Consider the following 18299-nt stretch of genomic DNA (forward strand, 5'->3'; position numbering starts at 1 on the left):
TGCGTGATCATTTCTGTTCTCTCCGCAGAACGATCACGCAGGTTGCCACGAGCTTGCTTAATTGACGGGCCCACCGGTCTTCTGCCTCAAGGCGGTGGCGAGGAGAACCGTCAGGGTTCCCCGGCATGTGTTTCGTCGGCAAGAAGGCCCAGCAGGATGATGTCGAGCGCCCCGGCGAGGCGCTCGTGCAGGTCGAAGGGGGCCGGTTCCTCGCGGATCCAGCGCAGGATCGTCGAGAAGTAGCAGGCCGCCAGCAGTTGGCCGGCCTGGTCGCAGTCGACGCCGGCCCTGATCTCCCCGCGTTGCCGACCTTGCTCGACGATCCTGGCGAGTTCGATTTCCAGGGACGGGTCCTGCAGGAGGTGCCCGTACCGCGCTGAGGCGTCCATCAGGACGGTGGTCTCTGCACGGGAGGCGACGTTGAGGTCACCCATCTCCTTCAGGTAGCGGCGCAGCCGGTCGTCGACCGGCAGGTCCTCGGCGTGCTCCGCGCCGAGGATCTCAGCGACGCGGGCGCGGCGGCGGATTCCCCATTCCTCAAGGAAGCCGACCTTCTGCGCGAAGTGGTTGAAGACGGTGGCCCGGGCGACATCGGCGGCCTCGGCGATCTGCTCCATGGTGGTCGCCTCGTATCCCTGGGCGACGAAGAGACCGACCGCCGTCTCATACAGCTGGTCGTGCAGCTTCCGACGCCTGCGCTCCTGGCGCCCCACGGCCGCGCCGCCCTCGGAGGCGGCTGCTGCGTCCCGGATCTTCATGGCCCCAGTACAACACAAGGCCGCACAGCTCTTGACCCCTCTCCGGCATCTATCTAGATTCCTCTCCATTGCTGGACTTGAGTCCAGCAGTGGATGAAAGTCTCGCACTGTTGATCGCGGGACGCTGACAAGGAGGCAACGTGGCTTCCGTGACATCCCAGACGGGCTGTATCGAGCTCGGACACGGCTGTTACGCCTGGATCGCGGGCGATGTCGGATGGGGCATGAGCAACGCCGGGCTGATCACCGGCCGGGGCGCGTCGCTGCTCGTCGACACCCTCTACGACCTGCGGCTGACCAAGACCATGCTCGACGCGCTGGCGCCGCTGACCGCCCCGGCACCGATCTCCACCGTGGTCAACACCCACGGCAACGGCGACCACTGGTTCGGCAACCAGCTTGTGTCCCACGCCGAGATCATCGCGGCCCGCCGGTCCGTGGCGGACATGCGGCAGGTGGGCCCCGCCGAGATGCGGGCGCTGACCGGCATGGACAGCCCGGCCGGACACTTCGCTGGCCAGATCTTCGGCCGCTTCGACTACACCGACATCGAACCCGTCCTCCCGAACCGGGTCTTCGACGGCGAGACCGTCCTCGACATCGGCGGGGTGGATGTCCGCCTCATCGACGTGGGACCCGCGCACAGCGCCGGCGACACGATCGTCCACGTGCCGCAGGCCCGGACCGTCTACACCGGCGACATCGTCTTCGCCGGGGCGGCGCCGGTCGTCTGGCACGGCCCCTTCACTCGCTGGCTCGCCGCCTGCGACCTGCTGCTGGGCCTTGACGCGGACGTCGTCGTACCCGGCCACGGCCCCGTCACCACCAAACAGGCCGTCCGCGAGATCCGCGACTACCTGGAATACGTCCACGAGCAGGCCACCGCCCGCTTTGCCGCCGGCATGCCCGCCATGGATGCGGCCCGCGACATCCGCCTCGGCCGCTTCACCGACTTGCACGAGAGCGAACGCCTGGCCGTCAACGTGCACACCGTCTACCGGGAGCTCGACCCCTCACTGCCCCCGCCCGACGGCCCCGGCCTGTTCGGCCGCATGGCCGAGCTCTGCCCCCGCGTCTGAGAACGCTCCCCGCCTGCCCCGACGAGGCCCCACCCTCCGCCGACCGGCGCACCGCCCCTCCGGTACGCGCAGCTCCCCACCATCCCCCTCGGGCCGTACGTCCCGCCAACCCTCCAAGGAGGAGACATGGTCTCCACCCCTGCCTACGACCCACCCGCCGCCCCGCCGTCCGATGCCGCACCGGCCGCTACGGCACGCCACACCGGCACGATCATCGCTGGCTGTCTGGCCGTCTGCCTGGCCCAGATCGGGCTCGTCCTGCCCGCCGCGATCAACGGCGTCACGCAGCGCACCCTCCAGACGTCCGGCGGAGAACTGACCTGGATCAGTGACGCCTTCCTCGTTCCCGCCGCCGTCCTCGCGCTGACCTTCGGCGTCGTGGGCGACCTGTACGGCCGCAAGAAACTGGTGGTCGGAGCGGCGCTGCTGTCCGCCGTCGGCTACGCGGTGTCCGCCACCTCCGACTCGGCAGCGCAGCTGATCACCGGTCAGGCGATCTCCGGCATCGGAGCCGCCGCGCTCTTCCCCACCTCCCTGTCGATGGTCACCGCCATCACGACCACACCGGCCGCGCGAGCCAAGGCCCTGGCCTCCTGGACCACGGCCCTGTCGCTGGGTGCCCTGATCGCCCCGCTGATGTCCGGCGGCATCGTCGAGCACGCCTCCTTCCAGTGGGCGTTCGGCGTGACCGGAGTGCTCGCTGTGATCACCGCGGTGGCGGCCTGGCTGCTGGCCACCGAGTCCAGCGCCCCCGAGGGCCGTTCGCTGGACTGGGCGGGGCAGATCACCATCGCCGTGGCCATGCTCACCCTGCTGTACGGCATCATCCAAGGCCCTTCCGACGGCTGGAGTTCGGCACCCGTCGTCGCGTCCTTCGTCGCTTTCGCCGTGTTCATCGCCGCGTTCGTGATGGTGGAACATCGCAGTACGTACCCGATGCTGCGCCTGGAGCTGTTCCGCATCCCGGCCTTCGCCGCGTCGGCCGCGATGGCGGTGATCGGCATGTTCGGCTTCCTCGGCGGCGCGTACGACCTGAGCATCCGCCTCGGCGTCATCCAGCACCAGAGCCCCTTCCAGGCCGCGGTGCCCTTCCTGGTCATTCAGGGCATCACCCCGTTCATCTGGCCGTTGCTGGTCCGCCTGCTGCACCGCGTCGGCCCCGGCCCCATGCTGGTCACCGGGTTCGTCTCGCTGGCCAGCGCCCAACTGTGGCTGCGGGCGGTGCCGATCCACGAAACCGGCCTGGTGCCCCTGCTCGGGCCGCTGGTGCTCAACGGTGTGGGCTTCGGTCTGGTCGTCGCCGCCCTCACCGCGGCTGCCGTCAACGTCGTACCGCCCACCCTGACCGGCATGGCCAGCGCCACCACCAGTCTGGTCCGCGACCTCGGCCAGACACTCGGCCCGGCCATCGTCGGCGCCGTCGCCCTCGGCATGGCCGCGAGTCAGCTCACCAGCAGCCTCGCCGACGCGGGCCTTACCCCCAAGGAGCACGGCATCGCCTCCACCGTCCTGCACGAGGGCGGGCCGCTCGCCCTGCACAGCGCCGACCTGGGCCCGCTCAGTGCCAAGCTTGCCCCGCTCACCGAGCACGCGCTGGCAAGCGGCTACAACAACGGGCTGATCCTCACCGCCGCCGCCTGCGTGGCCGCCGCCGTGATCGCCGCCGTCTTCGTCGGCTTCCGGCACAGCGGCACCGCGCCGGCCGGGGCGGAGGGGAGCACGGCGTGAAGTTCGCAAGCTTCGTCCACGACGGGAAACGGCAGTCGGGAGTCGTCGCCGACGACCAGCTCCACCCCTTCGAACACCCCGTTGACCTCCTGGACCTGATCGTGGAGGGCGAGGAGGCTCTGCGCGGGGCGGCAGAACGCGCCCTGACCGCCTCCCTGCCCGTGCCCCTGGCCGGCGTACGGCTACTGCCTCCGCTGCAGCCGCCCACCGTTCGCGACTACATGACCTTCGAGAGCCATGTCGCGGGCGTCGCTCAGGGGTACGGCGACACCGTGCCCGAGGAGTGGTACGCCGCACCCGCGTTCTATTTCACCAACCCGTACGCGATGATCGGCGCCCACGACGACGTGCCCGTGCCGCCCGGCTGCCTCCGCTTCGACTACGAACTCGAAGTCGCCGCCGTCATCGGCAGGGCCGGCCGGGACCTCACCCCCGAGCAGGCACGCGACCACATCCTCGGCTACACGATCCTCAACGACTGGTCCGCCCGCGACCTCCAGGGCCGCGAAATGAGGGTCAAACTCGGCCCGGCCAAGGGCAAGGACACCTCCACCACCCTCGGCCCCTGGCTCGTCACCACCGACGAACTCGAACGCCACCGCAACGCCGACGGCCTCCTCGACCTCACCCTTACCGTCACCGTCAACGGCGAGACGATCGGACAGGACCGACTGGCCAACATGGCCTGGACGTTCGAGGAGATGGCCGCCTACGCCTCCCGCGGCACCTGGATCCGCCCCGGCGACGTCCTGGGCTCCGGAACCTGCGGCAACGGCGGCTGCCTGGCCGAACTCTGGGGCCGAGGCGGCGTCCTCGAACCCCCGCCGCTCGTCCCCGGCGACAGCGTCACCATGACAGTCGAGGGCATCGGCACCATCAGCAACACCGTCGTCGAGGGCGTCGCCCCGGTGCCTCTGCCACCTGCCCGCCGCAGGCGATGACCACCATGCGATGAGCTCTGGCACCACCCCGGTGCCGGACACCGCGTCCGGCACCGGAGAAAGGCATGAACAACGTGGACAAGGTCATGGCCTCGGCCGACGAGGCGGTCGCCGACATACCGGAAAGGGCGGACGCTTCGTTCCACCCGCACGCCGGGGACTTGTTGGCCTGCTCGGCTCGGTAGTGCCGGCAGAGAACAGCAGACGTGGCCAACGTGCCTAACACCCCGTGGACACCGTCCAGGCAAGTACAGACCTACCTCGCTTGCCTTATATGACTGACGTCATTCAGGAACCCGCGATAGCCCTCGCACCGACTGTCCTCTACAAGCTGGGTTCCGCTTCGAACGGCATCAGGAATCTGCGAACCCGCGCACTTCGTTGATGGACGCCGCAGGCCTGCAGCGCGGACGGCTGACCGCCCTCGCCCTCGAGGGCGAGGACCTCGTCGGCGCCGACCAGATCGCGACGCAGATCAGCCTGGACGGCGCCCGCGAAGCGCGGCTGGTGGCCGAAGCGGCGATCGACCGCGTCCGGGACAAGTTCGGCGCCAGCGTGATCGGCCCCGCCGCCGTCTTCCGCCGCGCCTCCAGACCCGACCCGCTCCCGCTTCCGCTCGCAGAGGTGAGACCTGTGTTGCCTGACCCGCCCGGGTGGCCCGGCCGACCCCAAAAGCTGCCGCACTGGCCCTACGTGAAGGCCGTCGACGAGGCTCTTGCCGCCCGCGGGATTGCGCCGGGCATCGTCCGGGCCGACGTCCGTACCCGCCAGCGGGGCCTGACCACCTACATGCTGCTGCGGTGGGATGCCAGCCGCACCGGCGGCCGCGGCGGAATCCGGCTGCAGTGGGAGGAACGCCGGGGCTGGTTCTACGCCCTGCTCGGGCTCGGCCCCCACGACGTCCTGCTGCACACGGTGCTCTCCCCGATCGAGACCATCTACGCGGCGCCGGATGATCTGGCCGAGGTGGCGCAGGAGTTGGTGCGTCACCGGCGGCTGCCCGACGCTCGCTACCGGCAGGAGTGGAACGGCGCGCAGCATGGCCCGCGCCGCCGCCACGAACTTCCGCCGCAATGTCTTTGGACTTTCCCCTGCCGGGTCCAGGATGGGAGCGGAGATCACGGAGGGGGAGGGCGTGCAGCTGACCATCGACACCCAGAGGGACACCTACGAGCAGGCGATCGCGGCCGTGCAGGCCGCGTACGGGCTCAACCCCGCCCTCGTGACGAGCGGTTGGCCTGACGCTCCCGTGCTCGAAACCCGGCCGGGCCCGGAAACTCTCGGCAGCGACGACCTCTGGGAGGGCTGGACCGAGCGGCTGCTGTTCGACACCGTCGCCGCCGTCATGCCCGGCGCCCGCGCGGTGCTGCGCCGCCTGGTCGACCTGGGCGGCACCGCCCCCTACGACGACATCCGCCAGCACTTCGCCGACCACCCCGAGACGCCGATCCCGCTGGGGAAGATCGGCGGTACGCTCACCAGCATCCGCGCGGTTCGGCGCAGGATCGGTCCGGACAACAAGACCAAGGTGCTCGAGCTCGACGACCGTGTACGCGTCTACCGGATCGAACCCGCGATCGTGGAGGGCCTCAAGCGGGCCTTCGACCTCGCCGACGCCCGCCCTGACCTCCTGCGCCAGGAACCAGCCGGTCCGTGACCGGCCGGGTTCAGCGGGTGCTAGCCCGGAAATGCGTTGTGACCGCCCGATGATCCCATTGGGCAGAGATCAAGAAGATCGATCGCGCCATCGGCTGGCGAGATCACGCTCACTCTCCCTCCCCAGCGCTTTCGTCTGGGATACGAGCCACGACAAAAGCCAATGATCACTCACCGGTAACAGTGAGAACTGCGATCCCTCAGGGGCCGGTCGGGTACCAGGCGGGAGGTAGGAGTAGGCCGTCGGGGAGAGGCGCTCCGCTCGGAGGAACCAGGCCCGACGGCGGTACGCCATGCGCGCCGGTGAAGTTGACGGTACCGCCGGAGAACATCGTGCCGCCGAAGTCGGCCTCGCCGCGGAAGTTGACCGTGCCGTCGGAGAAATCCGCGCCGCGGAAGGCAACTTCGCTGCCGAAGGCCACCGTGCCGCCGGAGAACACCGCGTGGCCGGAAGTCGACCGTTCCGCCGGAAAACCTCGCTCCGCCGAGCAGGGCGGCCGGGCCGACAACTCCGCAGCCATGAAGGGCTACTTCGAGGATGCCGACGGCTGGGCGGGCAGCGCCCTGATCGGCCTGCTGAAGCCCCGACGCGAATTACCTCGTGCGCAGCGGCACCATGGCGGAGCCGGGGGAAGGAGTGTGCGATCTTGCCGTCCGCCCCCGCTGGCCCTGACCTGGAAGTTCGGTTTCGCCAGCGAGATGACGAAAGGGCTCCATGCCGCACCATCCAGCCGCGTGGTGAGGTGTTGCTCTTCCGGGTCGAGGAGTTGAGCCGCTTCAGGGCTGGGGGAGCGTAGCGCTTGTCGGGCGAGGGGTAGGCCAACTCGCCTCAGATGAGCGAGAAATGATACGTCAACAGCTGAGGCTGAGCGGCCACTTCTTGATCATTAACGAAGGTTGCTTATCTTTTTACAAGCCTACTCCCCGGTAATGAATTCCCGTGATTTCAACGTAGTTGGGACGTTGAGCCTTCACATGCAAGGTGACGACATCCCGGCGCGTGCGAATGTCGACTCGTCTACTCGCACAGGGATCACTCTTGACGGGAATGGGACCTTCAGTCCCTTGACGGCACGCCGTTGACCCACACGAGGGATACGGGATCCGTCCGTGCGACCCGGTAGTCTTCCCCTAGCTCTTTTCTGTGCCGGTTCCGGCGGGCGTCGTACGGGTTCGTGTGGACCCGGCCCCAACAGAAAGGAGCGAGGTTCGTGGCTAGCTCTGACCGGCCAGGCGACCGGGACGATGCCGTCCCGCCTGATCCCCAAGATCCGGAACAAAAGGTTCCGGAGACGGTGGATCAGGATGACGGCCGGCCCCCGCGTGACCGTACGGAGCCGGACCGCGGTAACGCGTCGCGCGTGCGTCGGGCTCGCGTGGTCGGTGAATGCCTCTACTGGCTCATACGGCTGATGCTCGACCTGTACGGCAACGGCGGATGAGGAGAAGGGAACCTCACCCGCCGTCAGTTACCGAATAGCCGGGACGTGGGCCCGTGCTCCAGTTCCCGCCGGACGCGGGTCCACGATCGCTTTTCGGTACGCCGTTGTCGCGGAGTCGCAGACTCCGGGCAGGGTTCCACCATAGAGATCCCCCGAGCAAGAACCCCCCTTGCATAGCCATCCTCGCGTGTGCAGTCGCCTGCCGTGAACCCAAAACAGTTCTATACGGTACCGGCACACGTGAATTGAGCAGCCAAAATAGGGTGAACTACTCGCAGGGGTGAATCCTTAGACGGGATCCTGCACCTAAACGGTACCGTACCGGGTTGTTGAAGGTACGACGAGAGGGGGGCAGTGTCAGTGCCTCGTGGTACGGCGGACTTCGATGGCGACACTCTGCGCTTCATACGCCTGACCCATCCCGTCGGCGGGCGGCTCCTCAGCGCCGAAGCCCTCGCCAAACGTCTGGGCACCTCCAAGAGCCGCGTCCTCGCCTATGAGAGCAACACCTCTAAGCCGGACCCTAAACGCATCGCCCAGATCAGCGAGCTGTTCAACGTTCCCGTCCACAAGCTGCGCCAGAAGCGGGTCCTGGCCGACATCCAAGGCCTGCGCTGCCAAGCCGGACTCACCGTCGCCCAGGCGGCCGAACTCACCGGCATAAGCCGCAGCAGCTACACCAACATCGAGCGCCACGCCCTGCTCCCGGTACGCGACGACGGCACCGTCAGGATGAGCCTGGCCCGCACCTTCGGGGTGAACCCGGCCGTGATCGACCGATCCCTGCAGCGACATCCAGCAGCCCTCGCCCGCCAGAACCAACTGACCGCCCTGCTCGACCGACTCTTCCAGCGCGCCCACCTGGAACACACCCCAGCCGTCATCGACGCTGATGAGCCCCTCCTCCAGCACATCGCCAAGCTCTTGCAGAGGTCACCTCAGGTCACGTGCCGTCTCGTGAACGCCGAACTCGAGACGTTCCGGGACCTGCTGCGCGAACGAGCCCGCACAGAAGTCGACGAACGCTTCGCCCAGACCACCCTGGCCATGACCCAAGCCATCAACCGTCGCAAGAGCCTCGAACAATTCATCGAGCAAGCAGCACCCAAGAGCGCCAAAGACCTCTCCCGGTTCCTGTCAACGGCCATGAACGTCCGCCAGTGGCGCCTGATGGTGGCGCTGACCAATGCCGGCCTCGAGGGCATAGCCCTGTCCAACATCACCCGCTACGCCCCGTCGGCAGACCTCACCATCCTGCAGATACGCCAGTACGCCACCGTGTTCCAGCGCGGCGACCAGTCCTACGCCGCTCCCACCGAGGACGGCCTCACCACCGTCCTCCGCAACTACCCCCGCTACGGGCGCCTGTATCCGCGCGTTGCCGCACCCAACATGAGCCGCCACCGGGACCCTTATCGCCAGTACCGGATCAGCCGCCCCGTGCCACGCCCACCACATGAGGAATCGATCTGAGCCGAGGGTTCCACGGCTGCGGCCGGCCCCCGCACACGGAGACAGAGTGCCGGCCTTCTTGCACAGCGTCGTATTAGCTGCTGTGCTCGGCGGGTGGGGGAGGACCGGGGCGGGGGTGAGGGTGCTGACGCTGCCGAGGCCGGCGCCGGCCAGGGCGGGCGTGCGGGAGAGAGGGGCCGTTTGCCGGGAAGTGGTCTGCGCGGGCGTATTTTGCGGGTTGTCCTGCGCGGTGGGGCGTGGATTGAGCATGGTGGACTCCTGCCGGTTGCGGCCCATACGGGCGGAGGCTTCTGTCCACACCGTTTCGGCTGGTCAATTGGCTCGGTAGCGGGGCCGGTGCATGTCATCGCGGCTCCCTGGGGGAATCAAAGAGGCAAGGGCGCGAGGTGGCGGGGGAAGGCAGCAAGCCGCGGCGGGCCGGGCGGCCGATGAAGCCGTTAACCCGGAGTTGCCGCAGACGGTCATCACCTGGCTCGAGCTGTGGCGGTCGGTGGTGCTGGAGCCGCTGCGTGCCGCCGATCCGCCGTGGACGCTGGAGCAGATCGCGGGGGAGCTGGGCCGGCGTACCGGCGGGAGTAAGGCGGCGAACGCCGCCCGGGGGGATACGTCTGGAACGGCAAAAGCCACCTTGCACTTGCAGAAGTTCTTTGCCGGTGAGCGGGTGCCCACGCGGGACGTGGTGCAGCACCTGCTCGACATCGCCGCCGAAACCCTCGAGGAGCCGCCGACAAAGCAGCAGGTACACGAACTGTGGTCGGCCTACCGGGCCGCGCTGCGCATCACCTTCAGCCTGCTGGCCGACCTGTATGACGCGGTCGACGCGCGCGACGCGGCCTTACACAAGGCCAGCCATCTGCAGCGTTCCCACGACCAGCTGGCGGCCGACCTGGAACGATCCGAGCGGCACCAGCAGCGGCTGCAGACGCTGCTCGGCCACACGCACGCCGAACTAGATCGTGCCGAGCGTGTCGCTGAGATCCGCCGCGCCGACGCCGGCCGCTGGCGCGAAGAGGTACAGCGCCTCACCGCCCAGGTCCATGACCTGGAGTCCGAGCGCGACCGGATGCATCAGGACATGACCCGGCTGCAGCAGGAGCTCGAACGCGTACGCGACCGGGAGGACGCAGCCGCAGCTTCGGCCGGCCGGCTCGGCGAACTGGAAGCCGCCCGGGCCACTTTGGTCCGAGAAGGGCAGGAAATCGAGGTGCTGCTGCGCACCGTGGAGGACGCTCTTCACGCCGCCCGGGAACAGGCCCGCGACAGCGCCTCCGGCGTCGCCGACCTGCGCGAGCTGGCTACCCAGGAGCAGTCGCGGACCCGGGAGCTGGAGGTCCGCCACGCCACCGCGATGCGGGCCGTAGAGCACCTGAGCGAGCAACTGCGGCACACCTCCCGCGAACTCGCCGAGGCCCGATCCGAACTCGTGCGCCGCGACGGAGACCTTGCTCGCCTCGTCGAACAACACGCCCAGGAAATCGCCTCGCTGCGTGCCTCCTCCGTCCTTGCCGAGGCCGACAACGTCCTGAGCCTCGCCCTGCAACGCCTCGACCCCACGCAGGCGCTGCCTGCGGCACCGGAGAATGTCTCCGCCCAGGAGACAATGCCATCTTCCAGCTCAGCGCAGCCCGGAAGCCCGCCGTCAGCGTCCGCGTCTGGGCGCACCGACCGTGACGAACCGGACCTGGACGAATCCGCAGGCGCCCTCCCACCACCGCGCGCGGATGATGGGCAGACCGCCTCCGCGCAGCAGCCAGGAGACCACGCTCATCGGTCGACGCGCCCGCATCCTGACGTGTCACCGGGCGGCGATGCGGGGGCGGTGACACCGCAGAGGGAGAAGCGGTCCTGGCAGAGGGGGTGCGCCGTGCGGGTGTCGGCGATCGTGGGCACCACCGTCCTGATCCTGGTGGTGATCTGGCTGGCGAACCGTTGGGGTTCCCTCCTGTTCGGTAGCCGCGGCGCCTTCGCGTCGAAGGCGGCCGCTTCCCCTTCCAGTCTTGGTCAGCCAGCCGAAGACCCGGTGGCCGATATCGGCACGCAGGAAGTCAACACCGCGGCGATCATGAAACTCAGGGCGTGTACCAGCACGGACGTCGCTCCGGTCCTCACGTCGGCCCGCAACTCCTACGGGACGAACGAATACCCCCGCCTGGAACTGACCATCAAAGCCCATCCCGATGCTGACGCCCGGCTGCCCTGCCGCATCAACCTCAGCCGCACCAGCGTCGATCTCACGGTGACCGGTGCCGGCACCGACGCGGCCATGTGGCGGGCATCGGCATGCCGGACCGGCCATGACGGGCAGCGCTGGGTTCAGCTCACCCGCACCACGCCCGCCACCGTCGACTTCCACTGGAACCGCAAGCCCAGCACCAAGAACTGCGATGAGGCCGGCCGCGCCCGCGCCGGTACCTACCTGGCTGAGCTGCTTGTGATCAAACAGAAAGTACAGACGAGCTTCGTCCTGGAGGCAGACGAGCCACAAAGCTCCCCGACGACGCCCTCACCTCGCAGCTCAGCATCGAGTACCGATGAGACCTCCGCATCGGGCGGCTTCCTCGGCGGCTCCGACAACGGGGGAGCCAGCTCGCCAAGTTCTTCTGCCAGCGAGAGCGCATCAACCGAATCCTCCAGCGCCAACTGAGGAACGGACAACGGAGGAAACGCCAATGGCGGCGGCATCTTCGGCGGGCCGAGTGGGTGACCAAGCGTGCGGCAACGCGGATCATTGAGGGGCTGGTGCTTGCTGCCCTATCGGGGGCGGCGTCACGGTCCCGGGGCACCGGCTCCGACCGTGGGGTTCGTCCAAGAGGGGAGAAGGCCGGGCTGTCGGGCCAGCCGGGGTTCAGGACGAACAGCAGCCGCGGGAACAAAGATCGCCCTGGCCCTGGGCGCCGACTCCGAAGCCGTGAAAAAGGTGTGGCTCGGCGAACGCGAACGCCGGGAGATCGAGTCGGTCTTCGAGGAAGAAAAAGAATCTTGAATTGGGGAAAACCCGGCCCGCCCTGGGTGGCCTTAATGAGGGTGTACGGCAACACCACCCCACTCCGGGAGCATCCCATGGTCCTCGGCACCCTCCGCACCACGCTGGCCGCCTTGCGCGGCGCCGGCACCGGCATGTGGCAGACGCTGCGCGCCCGCATTGACGGCTGCAACGCCGTCGCTTTCGAACGCGAACGCCGGGCAACCCTGCTCACGGTCGTACCGGTCCTGCCTACCGGCACCCGCATCCACGACCGCCGCGTCGACGGCAGCATCCTGGAGATCGCCGTCTCCGTCCCCGCCCACATCGACCTCACGGCGGAGCAGGTCCAATTTCCCACGGGCGCAGCCGTTCCCCGCCTGCTGCCCGCAGTCCTTCCGTCCGCGCCCCCCGCGTTGGAAGCTCGGGCCACGACCCAGGAGCAGTGATCGATGTCCCTCGCACCGCCTCCGTCGCAGCCGCTGCCCGCCGAGGCTGCCGCCCTCCCGGCCGGCACTCGCCTGTGGCGCATCCACCACACCCGATACAGCCCCGACCGCTTCACCCCTGTCAGGGCCAGCCCTTTCTTCGGATCCCGCTTTGACGGAACTCCCGACGACCCCTACGGAGTCCTGTACGCCTACCGGTCCGCGGCCACCGCCGTCACCGACCAACTGCTGCGGGATCTCCCGTTCGACGCCAACAGCGGCATCCGCATCGTGCCCTACGCCCAGATCAGCAACCGCACCTTCGCCAGGCTGCGTACCACCGTGCCGCTGCGCCTGATCGACCTCAGCAGCGTGGAGGCCCTCGCTGCGATCGGTGCCACCGAGGGCCTCACGCACAGCGATTCCAGCCTGTACGGACAGACCCGGTACTGGGCCAGCCACCTGCGCCGGGAGAATCCCTGGGCCCAGGGACTGGTGTGGCAGTCACGACGCAACCCCGGCGTCAGCCAGGATGCCCTGGTGTTGTTCGAGGACCGCTGTCCACCCGGGTGCCTGGCGGCCGACCAGGCCGTTCCTCTGGCCCCCCTAGAAGGAACAAAGCTACTCAACACCCTGATGGCGCCCTTTCGCGCCTACGTCGCGCCCCCGACTGCCGATCACTCGGTGACCACCGAGACCGCCGCCGACAGCGAGACCGCCGTCGACACCGAGAACTTCCTGGAACGCACTGAGGAAGAACGCAAAGCCGACGAGAGCACCGACATCGGCTTCGACAGCTTCTATCTGCAGCATTACCGGACTGTCCGCAACATCCTCAACGCCCGTGCCGACGACTGGGACCTGGCCCAGTACGGCGCTGACAAGGCCTTTCTGATTGCCTACCAGAAGTGGCCGGTCGTATCAGAGATGGAACGCCCCGTTGGCTACGTCGTAAAAGTCGGCCGCAACATCCTCCAGCGGATCTACGCACGCAACCAGAAACCGGCCCTGCCGCCGGTGCCACTTGACACAGCCCTCGAGAACGTCCTGGGAAACCATGGCCATGACGTGGCGGCAGAGATGGTCAACAAGATCGTCATCCATGAAGCCATCAAGAACCTGCCCCGTGAAAAGCGGGAGGTCTTCGTCCTCCATGAGGTCCTCGACCACCCGATCGCGGTCATTGCGGAGTTCCTCGACATCCCGCAGAACACTGTCAAGACCCGCCTGCGCGCCGCACGGGCTGCCCTTCGCGACGCCCTTGGTGAAGAATTCGGTATGGGAGGCATGCGATGACTGCCAACACGCACTTCGCGGTCGACGACTTCGACCGCGACATCGACCGGGAAGAACTGCTCGGTCGCCTCGCCGAACTCAAGAGGCAGGCCGCCCACCAGATGCCCATCCTGGATGACGACGACGAAGAATCCGCCATTGAAGACGCGGTCCGCAACATCACCGGGCAGTAGCGGCACACCTTGCTGGTGACCCGTTTCGAAGGCCTTGCGACAGGCATACGCTGCGCAGATGGCGAAGGTGTCTCGTGAGGCCAAGCGGGCGCCGAAGGCCGCGGCGAAAGCAGCTGCGCGCGCCCGGGCCGCTCGCATCGTCGCTGGGGAGCTCCCCGACTACCTACGCAATCAGCCGGGCGCGGTCGGCCAGCAGTCTCGCCCGCCCAAGCCGCGGCACACGGTGGTCCAGGCCCCGCCTGAGAGGCCGGTCAGGGCGCTCATCCCCCCGACGGATGATCCGCTTCACCCGCGGGAACGGGAGCACTACGCGGACAACGCACAGCCGTTCTGGGTGAAGGAGAGCCACCGTGCCCAAGATGACTAGCGGCCCGGCTGGCTTCATCAACGTTTGATGGCCCCGGCGGACAACGTGAGTTGGCCCCACTTGGCGATCTTCATGTCATGATCTGACAGTGGTGACTGGCCCCACTCCGTGCCGAGCGCGGGGGTCGAACCGGCTGGACCCACTGGATGACCGCCGGCTGGCTGGGATCCTGATGATCGGAAGGGCGGATTTCAACTGTGAAGGGGACGTGACGTGTCTGTCCCATGGGGGCTGTTGATATCCACTGCCGGTGGCGTAGCGGCTACCGTCATCGGCGTCATCGCAGGCGGTGTTGTCGGGCGGCGCAGTCAGAACCGGCAGTGGCTGCAGGAATCACGGACCGCGGCGTACGAGAAGTTTCTGCAGGCGTTCGGCGCCGTGGAGATGGAGCTGCGCCATGCCTTCCTCGACAAGCGAGGACCAGCGGTCGTGTGGGAGCCGTTCAATGCGGCGCTGCATTCGCTGTCCTTGGTGGCCAGTCCCGAGACCGTTGCTGCGGCCGACGAGATCTGTGACCTCATCGAGGAGTTCACCATCCTCTTCCACGGCCGTCAGCCGACAGATCTTGAAGAGCTGCGACCGATTCACAGCGGTCTTCATGAGGCGCATTTGAAGTTCGTCAACGCGGCTCGGCGTTCCCTCGATCCGTCGCAGGAGCATGTCGGCCGGGCGCTGGGCGGTCCGTCGCCGTGGCGCGGGGTCGAGTCCTATGCCCGTGGTGATCAGCCCGCGGATTGACCGGACGACTCCGGATGCGCCAGCCGCGATCATTCTTCTGCTCGGTGGGTCTTGGCGTGCGCGAGGCGGTAGGAGTCGGTGCCGGTCTCGATGATGTTGCCGCCGAAGGTGAGCCGGTCCACGATCGCCGCGCAGAGCCGGGGATCGGTAAAGGTCTTCGTCCACCCGCCAAACGATTCGTTGGAAGCTAGGGCACATCCCGCCCGCCGAATACGAGACCAACCACTACCGCGAAACCACGAAACCCCAGGTCACAGTCACAACCTAGAGTCTCGATCAAACCCGGAACGGTTCATCGATCGGTGCACCTTGGTCGGAGCACATGATCAGACGAAGGCCGCTCCAGCGTCCGGCGAACGCCCAGGTGAGCGGCCTAGTTCGAGGCCCAATTCGACCTCAGACCATAAAGAACAAGCTCACCTTCAACGCCACCCTCATCGAGACCGGAACCGAGTCCTACCGCCTGGCTCGCACCAAAGCGAACATGAACGCAGGAGCGGCCGAACGCCATCTGGCATGATTGCGCGGTGAGTAATGCGAGGCTGCTGGCCGCAGAAGGCGTGGAGTCACATGTCCGGGCGTTCTTCGAGGGGCATTCCGTGGAGGTCGTCGACTACGACCTCGGGCCGGAACAGCGAGAGGCGATCGCCGACCTGCGTGTTCTCGTAGCGGGGCCCGGACCCGCAGCGACAGCTGGGCCTATTTGACCGCCGGGTGCTGGGCCGCGATGGAGAAACACGGTCATGGGCTTGAGTTCGTCATGACCGCCCACGTCCGCGATCAGCGGTTCATCGACCTCATGGCAATGATCGCCTACTACCACTGCGGAGGGCACCGGCTCGACCTGGAGCACAGCATGCCGATCGGCGAACCGTGGGTGCCAGGCTCGACCTGCGACCACCTGCTCATCAGCCTGCCCTACCTCCACGGCCCCGACCTCGAACACTGTCCCCTGCCCGGGGGGCACGCCCGCATCCTGTGGACCCTGCCGGTGACGACCGCCGAGATCGAGTTCCGCCGACGCCACGGCCACGAAGCGTTGGAGCAACTCTTCGACGAAGCAGAGATCATTCCGACCGATCCGTTCAGATCCTCTGTCTGTCGACGATCACGTAATTCCCCACTCTTGCGGTCACGTAATTCCCCAGGTCGTCGCCCCAGTGCGGGTTTAGGTTGGCGAGCATGACCATGCGCGGGTGGAGCTATCGCTATGTCGGACCGGCCGAGTTGAGGAGTCTGGTCCGACCGGACGGCGAGGGTCAGAGCATGCGTTCGCCGGCGGACTTCGGCGAGTGGGTCTCGGCTCGGACGGTGGAGGAGTTGGCCGAGCCCTTCACCTTCGTTGTCGATCAGGCTGGGGTTCTGCGTCTCGCGCCGCGTCGCAGTGAGCACGTGGTGTGTGCTGGTGGAGAAGCCGTCCTGGGTGCTGGCGAGATCAGCTTCCGCGAGGAGTCCGGGCGGTGGGCGGTCGACGAGGTCAGCAATCAGTCGACCGGCTACTGCCCGGACGTCAGCTCGTGGTCGGCCGTCGTCGAGGCCCTGGACCAGGCCGGGATCGTTCGCCCGTCCGGCTTCACACACGAGGTGGTGTTCCGACGCTGCCTCTCCTGCCGGCAGCTCAACATCGTGCGCGAGGAGGACTTCGTCTGCGTCTTTTGTGACGAGGCCCTGCCGCGCGAGTGGAACGTTGACCAGCCCGGACGCTAGGCCGTCGGCGGCTTGCCGGTCGGACTCTTGGGGCGTTTCTTCGGCCGGTAGCTGGGGCCGTTCATGATGACCTGGTGACTGGTGTTGATCAGCCGGTCCAGGAGAGACTCGGCAACGACGGGGTTGGGGAACAGCGGATACCAGTCGCTGGGAGCCCGGTTGCTGGTGATGATCAGGGACCGGCCCTGCCTCTCACTGACCAGCTCGTAGAGGTCATCAGCCTGGGCTGCGGTGAGCTGCCGCATCGCGAAGTCGTCGAGGATGAGCACGTCGGGGCGGACCAGTTCGCGGATGCGCTTGTCCCAGGTGCGGTCCGCGTGGCCGCCGGCGAGCTCGGCCAGGATGCGGCTGGTCTTGGCGAAGCGGACGTTGGCGCCCTGGCGGACGGCCTGGTGGCCGAGGGCCTGGGCGACGTGTGTCTTCCCGACACCGACGGGTCCGAACAGAATGACGGACTCGCCGGAGTGGAGCCAGCGCAGGGCCGCGAGGTCGCGGATCTGGGCGGCGGGCAGCTTCGGAGGCGTTGAAGTCGAAGCCCTCCAAGGTGGCCTATTGCTCGAACTTCGCTCTGCGCAGGCGCCGTTCGAGGGCAACAGACTCGCGGCGGGTGATCTCGTCCTGGCAGAGGACCTGGAGGAAGTCGAGGTGCCCGAGTTCGCCCTTCTGGGCCTGGGTGAGGCGGGCGTCGAGCGTCTCGAGCATCCCGGACAGCCGGAGGGTCTTGAGCGAGTCGCGCAGGGCGGTGGTCATCACGCTCATCGCACGGCCTCCTCGGCGTCACCGCGGTCCTGGTCGTCGTGGACGTCGCCGGGCGTCTGGGTGGGGACGGTGGCGGCGAACAGACCCTCGGGGCCGTGCAGAAAGGCCGCGGCTCCGCCGTCGCCGGTCTCGGGTTCCGGATCGATCTCGGTGCCGGCGACCAGGATTCCCTTGACGGTGCGGTAGGACGGGTCGCCGACCGTGATCGCCTTTCTGCAGGCGGCTTCCAGACGGGCGTCGCCGTACTTCTTGCGCAGTCCGAGTACTCCCTGGGCCGCGCGGAGCCGGTAGAGAGCGTTGTCTTCCAGCAGCTGGTCGATCACCTCCCGGCAGGCGTCGCCGACCTGCGAGGCTTGGCCGCGGCACCAGATCGGCGTTCTCATCTGGAAGGCGATCTTCTCGGGCGGGTAGTCGTTCCTGTCGGTGCGCTTGCCCTGCTCCAGGGCGGCGTGGGTCTTGACCAGCGTGCCCTCGTGGAAGATCTGGACCATGGTGGCGGTGGAGCGGACATCGACCCGGCGGCCGATGAGTTTCCAGGGCACCGAGTAGAGCGTGCGGCCGACCTTGACGTGAATGTCCGGCCCCACCACGGCAGTTGACCATCTCGCCAGCACGAACGGCGTCTCGGGCAGCGGCAGGAGGGCCTCGGCCTCCACCGCCTCGAACACCGACAACGGCTTCGCGCCGCCCAGCGGCCGGCACTGCCGCTGGCCCGCGACATTCGTCGCCCAGAGCAGGGCTTCGGCCTGCATGTGCTCGAGCGAGGTGAACTGGCGCCCGCTCCAGAACGAG

The 18299-nt window shown here is 67.7% G+C and carries 19 protein-coding genes and 1 pseudogene; 14 read left to right on the plus strand and 6 right to left on the minus strand.

What is annotated here, in order from left to right:
- Nucleotides 1–110: 110 nt before the first annotated feature.
- Nucleotides 111–758, minus strand: coding sequence for a TetR/AcrR family transcriptional regulator (locus tag ABZO29_RS44925; protein ID WP_367325955.1), 648 nt, complete (start codon nt 756–758; stop codon nt 111–113).
- 140 nt (nt 759–898) lie between these two features.
- On the opposite strand from ABZO29_RS44925, the gene ABZO29_RS44930 reads away from it, so the two are divergent.
- From ABZO29_RS44930 to ABZO29_RS44950, 5 genes are all read left to right on the plus strand, one after another.
- Nucleotides 899–1837 (plus strand): MBL fold metallo-hydrolase, encoded by a 939-nt coding sequence (locus ABZO29_RS44930; protein WP_367325956.1) that lies wholly within the window; start codon nt 899–901, stop codon nt 1835–1837.
- A 126-nt stretch (nt 1838–1963) separates the two neighbouring features.
- Entirely contained in the window at nt 1964–3565 is a 1602-nt protein-coding gene (locus ABZO29_RS44935; RefSeq protein ID WP_367325957.1) for an MFS transporter, read from the plus strand.
- Nucleotides 3562–4506 (plus strand): fumarylacetoacetate hydrolase family protein, encoded by a 945-nt coding sequence (locus tag ABZO29_RS44940; RefSeq protein WP_367325958.1) that lies wholly within the window; start codon nt 3562–3564, stop codon nt 4504–4506. Before ABZO29_RS44935 ends, ABZO29_RS44940 begins: the two co-directional genes overlap by 4 nt.
- Before the next feature lie 384 nt (nt 4507–4890).
- On the plus strand, nt 4891–5748 hold the full coding sequence (locus tag ABZO29_RS44945) for a DUF6292 family protein (protein WP_367325959.1): 858 nt from the start codon (nt 4891–4893) through the stop codon (nt 5746–5748).
- A 7-nt stretch (nt 5749–5755) separates the two neighbouring features.
- Entirely contained in the window at nt 5756–6163 is a 408-nt protein-coding gene (locus tag ABZO29_RS44950; RefSeq protein ID WP_367325960.1) for a hypothetical protein, read from the plus strand.
- A 199-nt stretch (nt 6164–6362) separates the two neighbouring features.
- On the opposite strand, the gene ABZO29_RS44955 is transcribed toward ABZO29_RS44950, so the two are convergent.
- A complete protein-coding gene (locus ABZO29_RS44955) occupies nt 6363–6683 on the minus strand; it encodes a hypothetical protein (protein ID WP_367325961.1) in 321 nt (106 codons plus the stop codon).
- A gap of 1281 nt (nt 6684–7964) precedes the next feature.
- Between ABZO29_RS44955 and ABZO29_RS44960 the strand changes: the two genes are divergently transcribed.
- The 6 genes from ABZO29_RS44960 (at nt 7965) to ABZO29_RS44985 (ending at nt 15041) form a co-directional block, all read left to right on the plus strand.
- Nucleotides 7965–9077, plus strand: coding sequence for a helix-turn-helix transcriptional regulator (locus ABZO29_RS44960; protein ID WP_367325962.1), 1113 nt, complete (start codon nt 7965–7967; stop codon nt 9075–9077).
- Nucleotides 9078–9525: 448 nt separating this feature from the next.
- A complete protein-coding gene (locus ABZO29_RS44965) occupies nt 9526–11721 on the plus strand; it encodes a hypothetical protein (RefSeq protein WP_367325963.1) in 2196 nt (731 codons plus the stop codon).
- Nucleotides 11722–12137: 416 nt separating this feature from the next.
- Nucleotides 12138–12488, plus strand: a complete 351-nt coding sequence (locus tag ABZO29_RS44970) for a hypothetical protein (protein WP_367325964.1) — start codon at nt 12138–12140, stop codon at nt 12486–12488.
- 3 nt (nt 12489–12491) lie between these two features.
- Nucleotides 12492–13763, plus strand: coding sequence for an RES domain-containing protein (locus ABZO29_RS44975; RefSeq protein ID WP_367325965.1), 1272 nt, complete (start codon nt 12492–12494; stop codon nt 13761–13763).
- The gene (locus tag ABZO29_RS44980; RefSeq protein ID WP_367325966.1) at nt 13760–13936 is read left to right on the plus strand and encodes a hypothetical protein; all 177 of its coding nucleotides are present in this window, start codon (nt 13760–13762) and stop codon (nt 13934–13936) included. The genes ABZO29_RS44975 and ABZO29_RS44980 overlap by 4 nt, the downstream gene beginning before the upstream one ends.
- Nucleotides 13937–14516: 580 nt before the next feature.
- Nucleotides 14517–15041 carry a hypothetical protein gene (locus ABZO29_RS44985; RefSeq protein WP_367325967.1) on the plus strand — a complete coding sequence of 175 codons (525 nt, stop codon included), beginning with the start codon at nt 14517–14519 and terminating at the stop codon, nt 15039–15041.
- Between the two features lie 29 nt (nt 15042–15070).
- On the opposite strand, the pseudogene ABZO29_RS44990 reads toward ABZO29_RS44985, so the two are convergent.
- Nucleotides 15071–15247 (minus strand): annotated as a pseudogene (locus tag ABZO29_RS44990) (ATP-binding protein); the annotation flags it as partial.
- A 321-nt stretch (nt 15248–15568) separates the two neighbouring features.
- Between ABZO29_RS44990 and ABZO29_RS44995 the strand changes: the two are divergent.
- The 3 genes from ABZO29_RS44995 to ABZO29_RS45005 all read left to right on the plus strand — a co-directional run bounded on the left by ABZO29_RS44995 (nt 15569) and on the right by ABZO29_RS45005 (nt 16748).
- Nucleotides 15569–15748, plus strand: a complete 180-nt coding sequence (locus tag ABZO29_RS44995) for a hypothetical protein (protein WP_367325968.1) — start codon at nt 15569–15571, stop codon at nt 15746–15748.
- A 20-nt stretch (nt 15749–15768) separates the two neighbouring features.
- Nucleotides 15769–16227 (plus strand): suppressor of fused domain protein, encoded by a 459-nt coding sequence (locus ABZO29_RS45000; RefSeq protein WP_367325969.1) that lies wholly within the window; start codon nt 15769–15771, stop codon nt 16225–16227.
- Between the two features lie 125 nt (nt 16228–16352).
- Nucleotides 16353–16748 carry a hypothetical protein gene (locus ABZO29_RS45005; protein ID WP_367325970.1) on the plus strand — a complete coding sequence of 132 codons (396 nt, stop codon included), beginning with the start codon at nt 16353–16355 and terminating at the stop codon, nt 16746–16748.
- Here ABZO29_RS45005 and ABZO29_RS45010 read toward each other — a convergent pair.
- From ABZO29_RS45010 to ABZO29_RS45020, 3 genes are read right to left on the minus strand one after another with little or no spacing between them, the layout of a single operon-like run.
- Entirely contained in the window at nt 16745–17341 is a 597-nt protein-coding gene (locus tag ABZO29_RS45010) for an ATP-binding protein (protein ID WP_367325971.1), read from the minus strand. The genes ABZO29_RS45005 and ABZO29_RS45010 overlap by 4 nt on opposite strands.
- Entirely contained in the window at nt 17298–17507 is a 210-nt protein-coding gene (locus ABZO29_RS45015) for an ATP-binding protein (RefSeq protein WP_367325972.1), read from the minus strand. The genes ABZO29_RS45010 and ABZO29_RS45015 overlap by 44 nt, the downstream gene beginning before the upstream one ends.
- Complete coding sequence (locus ABZO29_RS45020; RefSeq protein WP_367325973.1) at nt 17504–18259, minus strand: hypothetical protein; 756 nt, start codon at nt 18257–18259, stop codon at nt 17504–17506. The genes ABZO29_RS45015 and ABZO29_RS45020 overlap by 4 nt, the downstream gene beginning before the upstream one ends.
- Nucleotides 18260–18299 lie beyond the last annotated feature (40 nt).

The sequence above is a fragment of the Streptomyces sp. HUAS ZL42 genome, from assembly GCF_040782645.1.
Lineage (GTDB): Bacteria > Actinomycetota > Actinomycetes > Streptomycetales > Streptomycetaceae > Streptomyces.

Excerpts from the sequence above, each read along its gene's own strand:
- ABZO29_RS44925 (WP_367325955.1), bottom strand. The coding sequence starts at position 758 with ATGAAGATCCGGGACGCAGCAGCCGCCTCCGAGGGCGGCGCGGCCGTG.
- ABZO29_RS44935 (WP_367325957.1), top strand. The coding sequence starts at position 1,964 with ATGGTCTCCACCCCTGCCTACGACCCACCCGCCGCCCCGCCGTCCGAT.
- ABZO29_RS44945 (WP_367325959.1), top strand. The coding sequence starts at position 4,891 with ATGGACGCCGCAGGCCTGCAGCGCGGACGGCTGACCGCCCTCGCCCTC.
- ABZO29_RS44955 (WP_367325961.1), bottom strand. The coding sequence starts at position 6,683 with ATGGCTGCGGAGTTGTCGGCCCGGCCGCCCTGCTCGGCGGAGCGAGGT.
- ABZO29_RS44970 (WP_367325964.1), top strand. The coding sequence starts at position 12,138 with ATGGTCCTCGGCACCCTCCGCACCACGCTGGCCGCCTTGCGCGGCGCC.
- ABZO29_RS44975 (WP_367325965.1), top strand. The coding sequence starts at position 12,492 with ATGTCCCTCGCACCGCCTCCGTCGCAGCCGCTGCCCGCCGAGGCTGCC.
- ABZO29_RS44980 (WP_367325966.1), top strand. The coding sequence starts at position 13,760 with ATGACTGCCAACACGCACTTCGCGGTCGACGACTTCGACCGCGACATC.
- ABZO29_RS45000 (WP_367325969.1), top strand. The coding sequence starts at position 15,769 with ATGGAGAAACACGGTCATGGGCTTGAGTTCGTCATGACCGCCCACGTC.
- ABZO29_RS45015 (WP_367325972.1), bottom strand. The coding sequence starts at position 17,507 with ATGAGCGTGATGACCACCGCCCTGCGCGACTCGCTCAAGACCCTCCGG.
- ABZO29_RS45020 (WP_367325973.1), bottom strand. The coding sequence starts at position 18,259 with ATGCAGGCCGAAGCCCTGCTCTGGGCGACGAATGTCGCGGGCCAGCGG.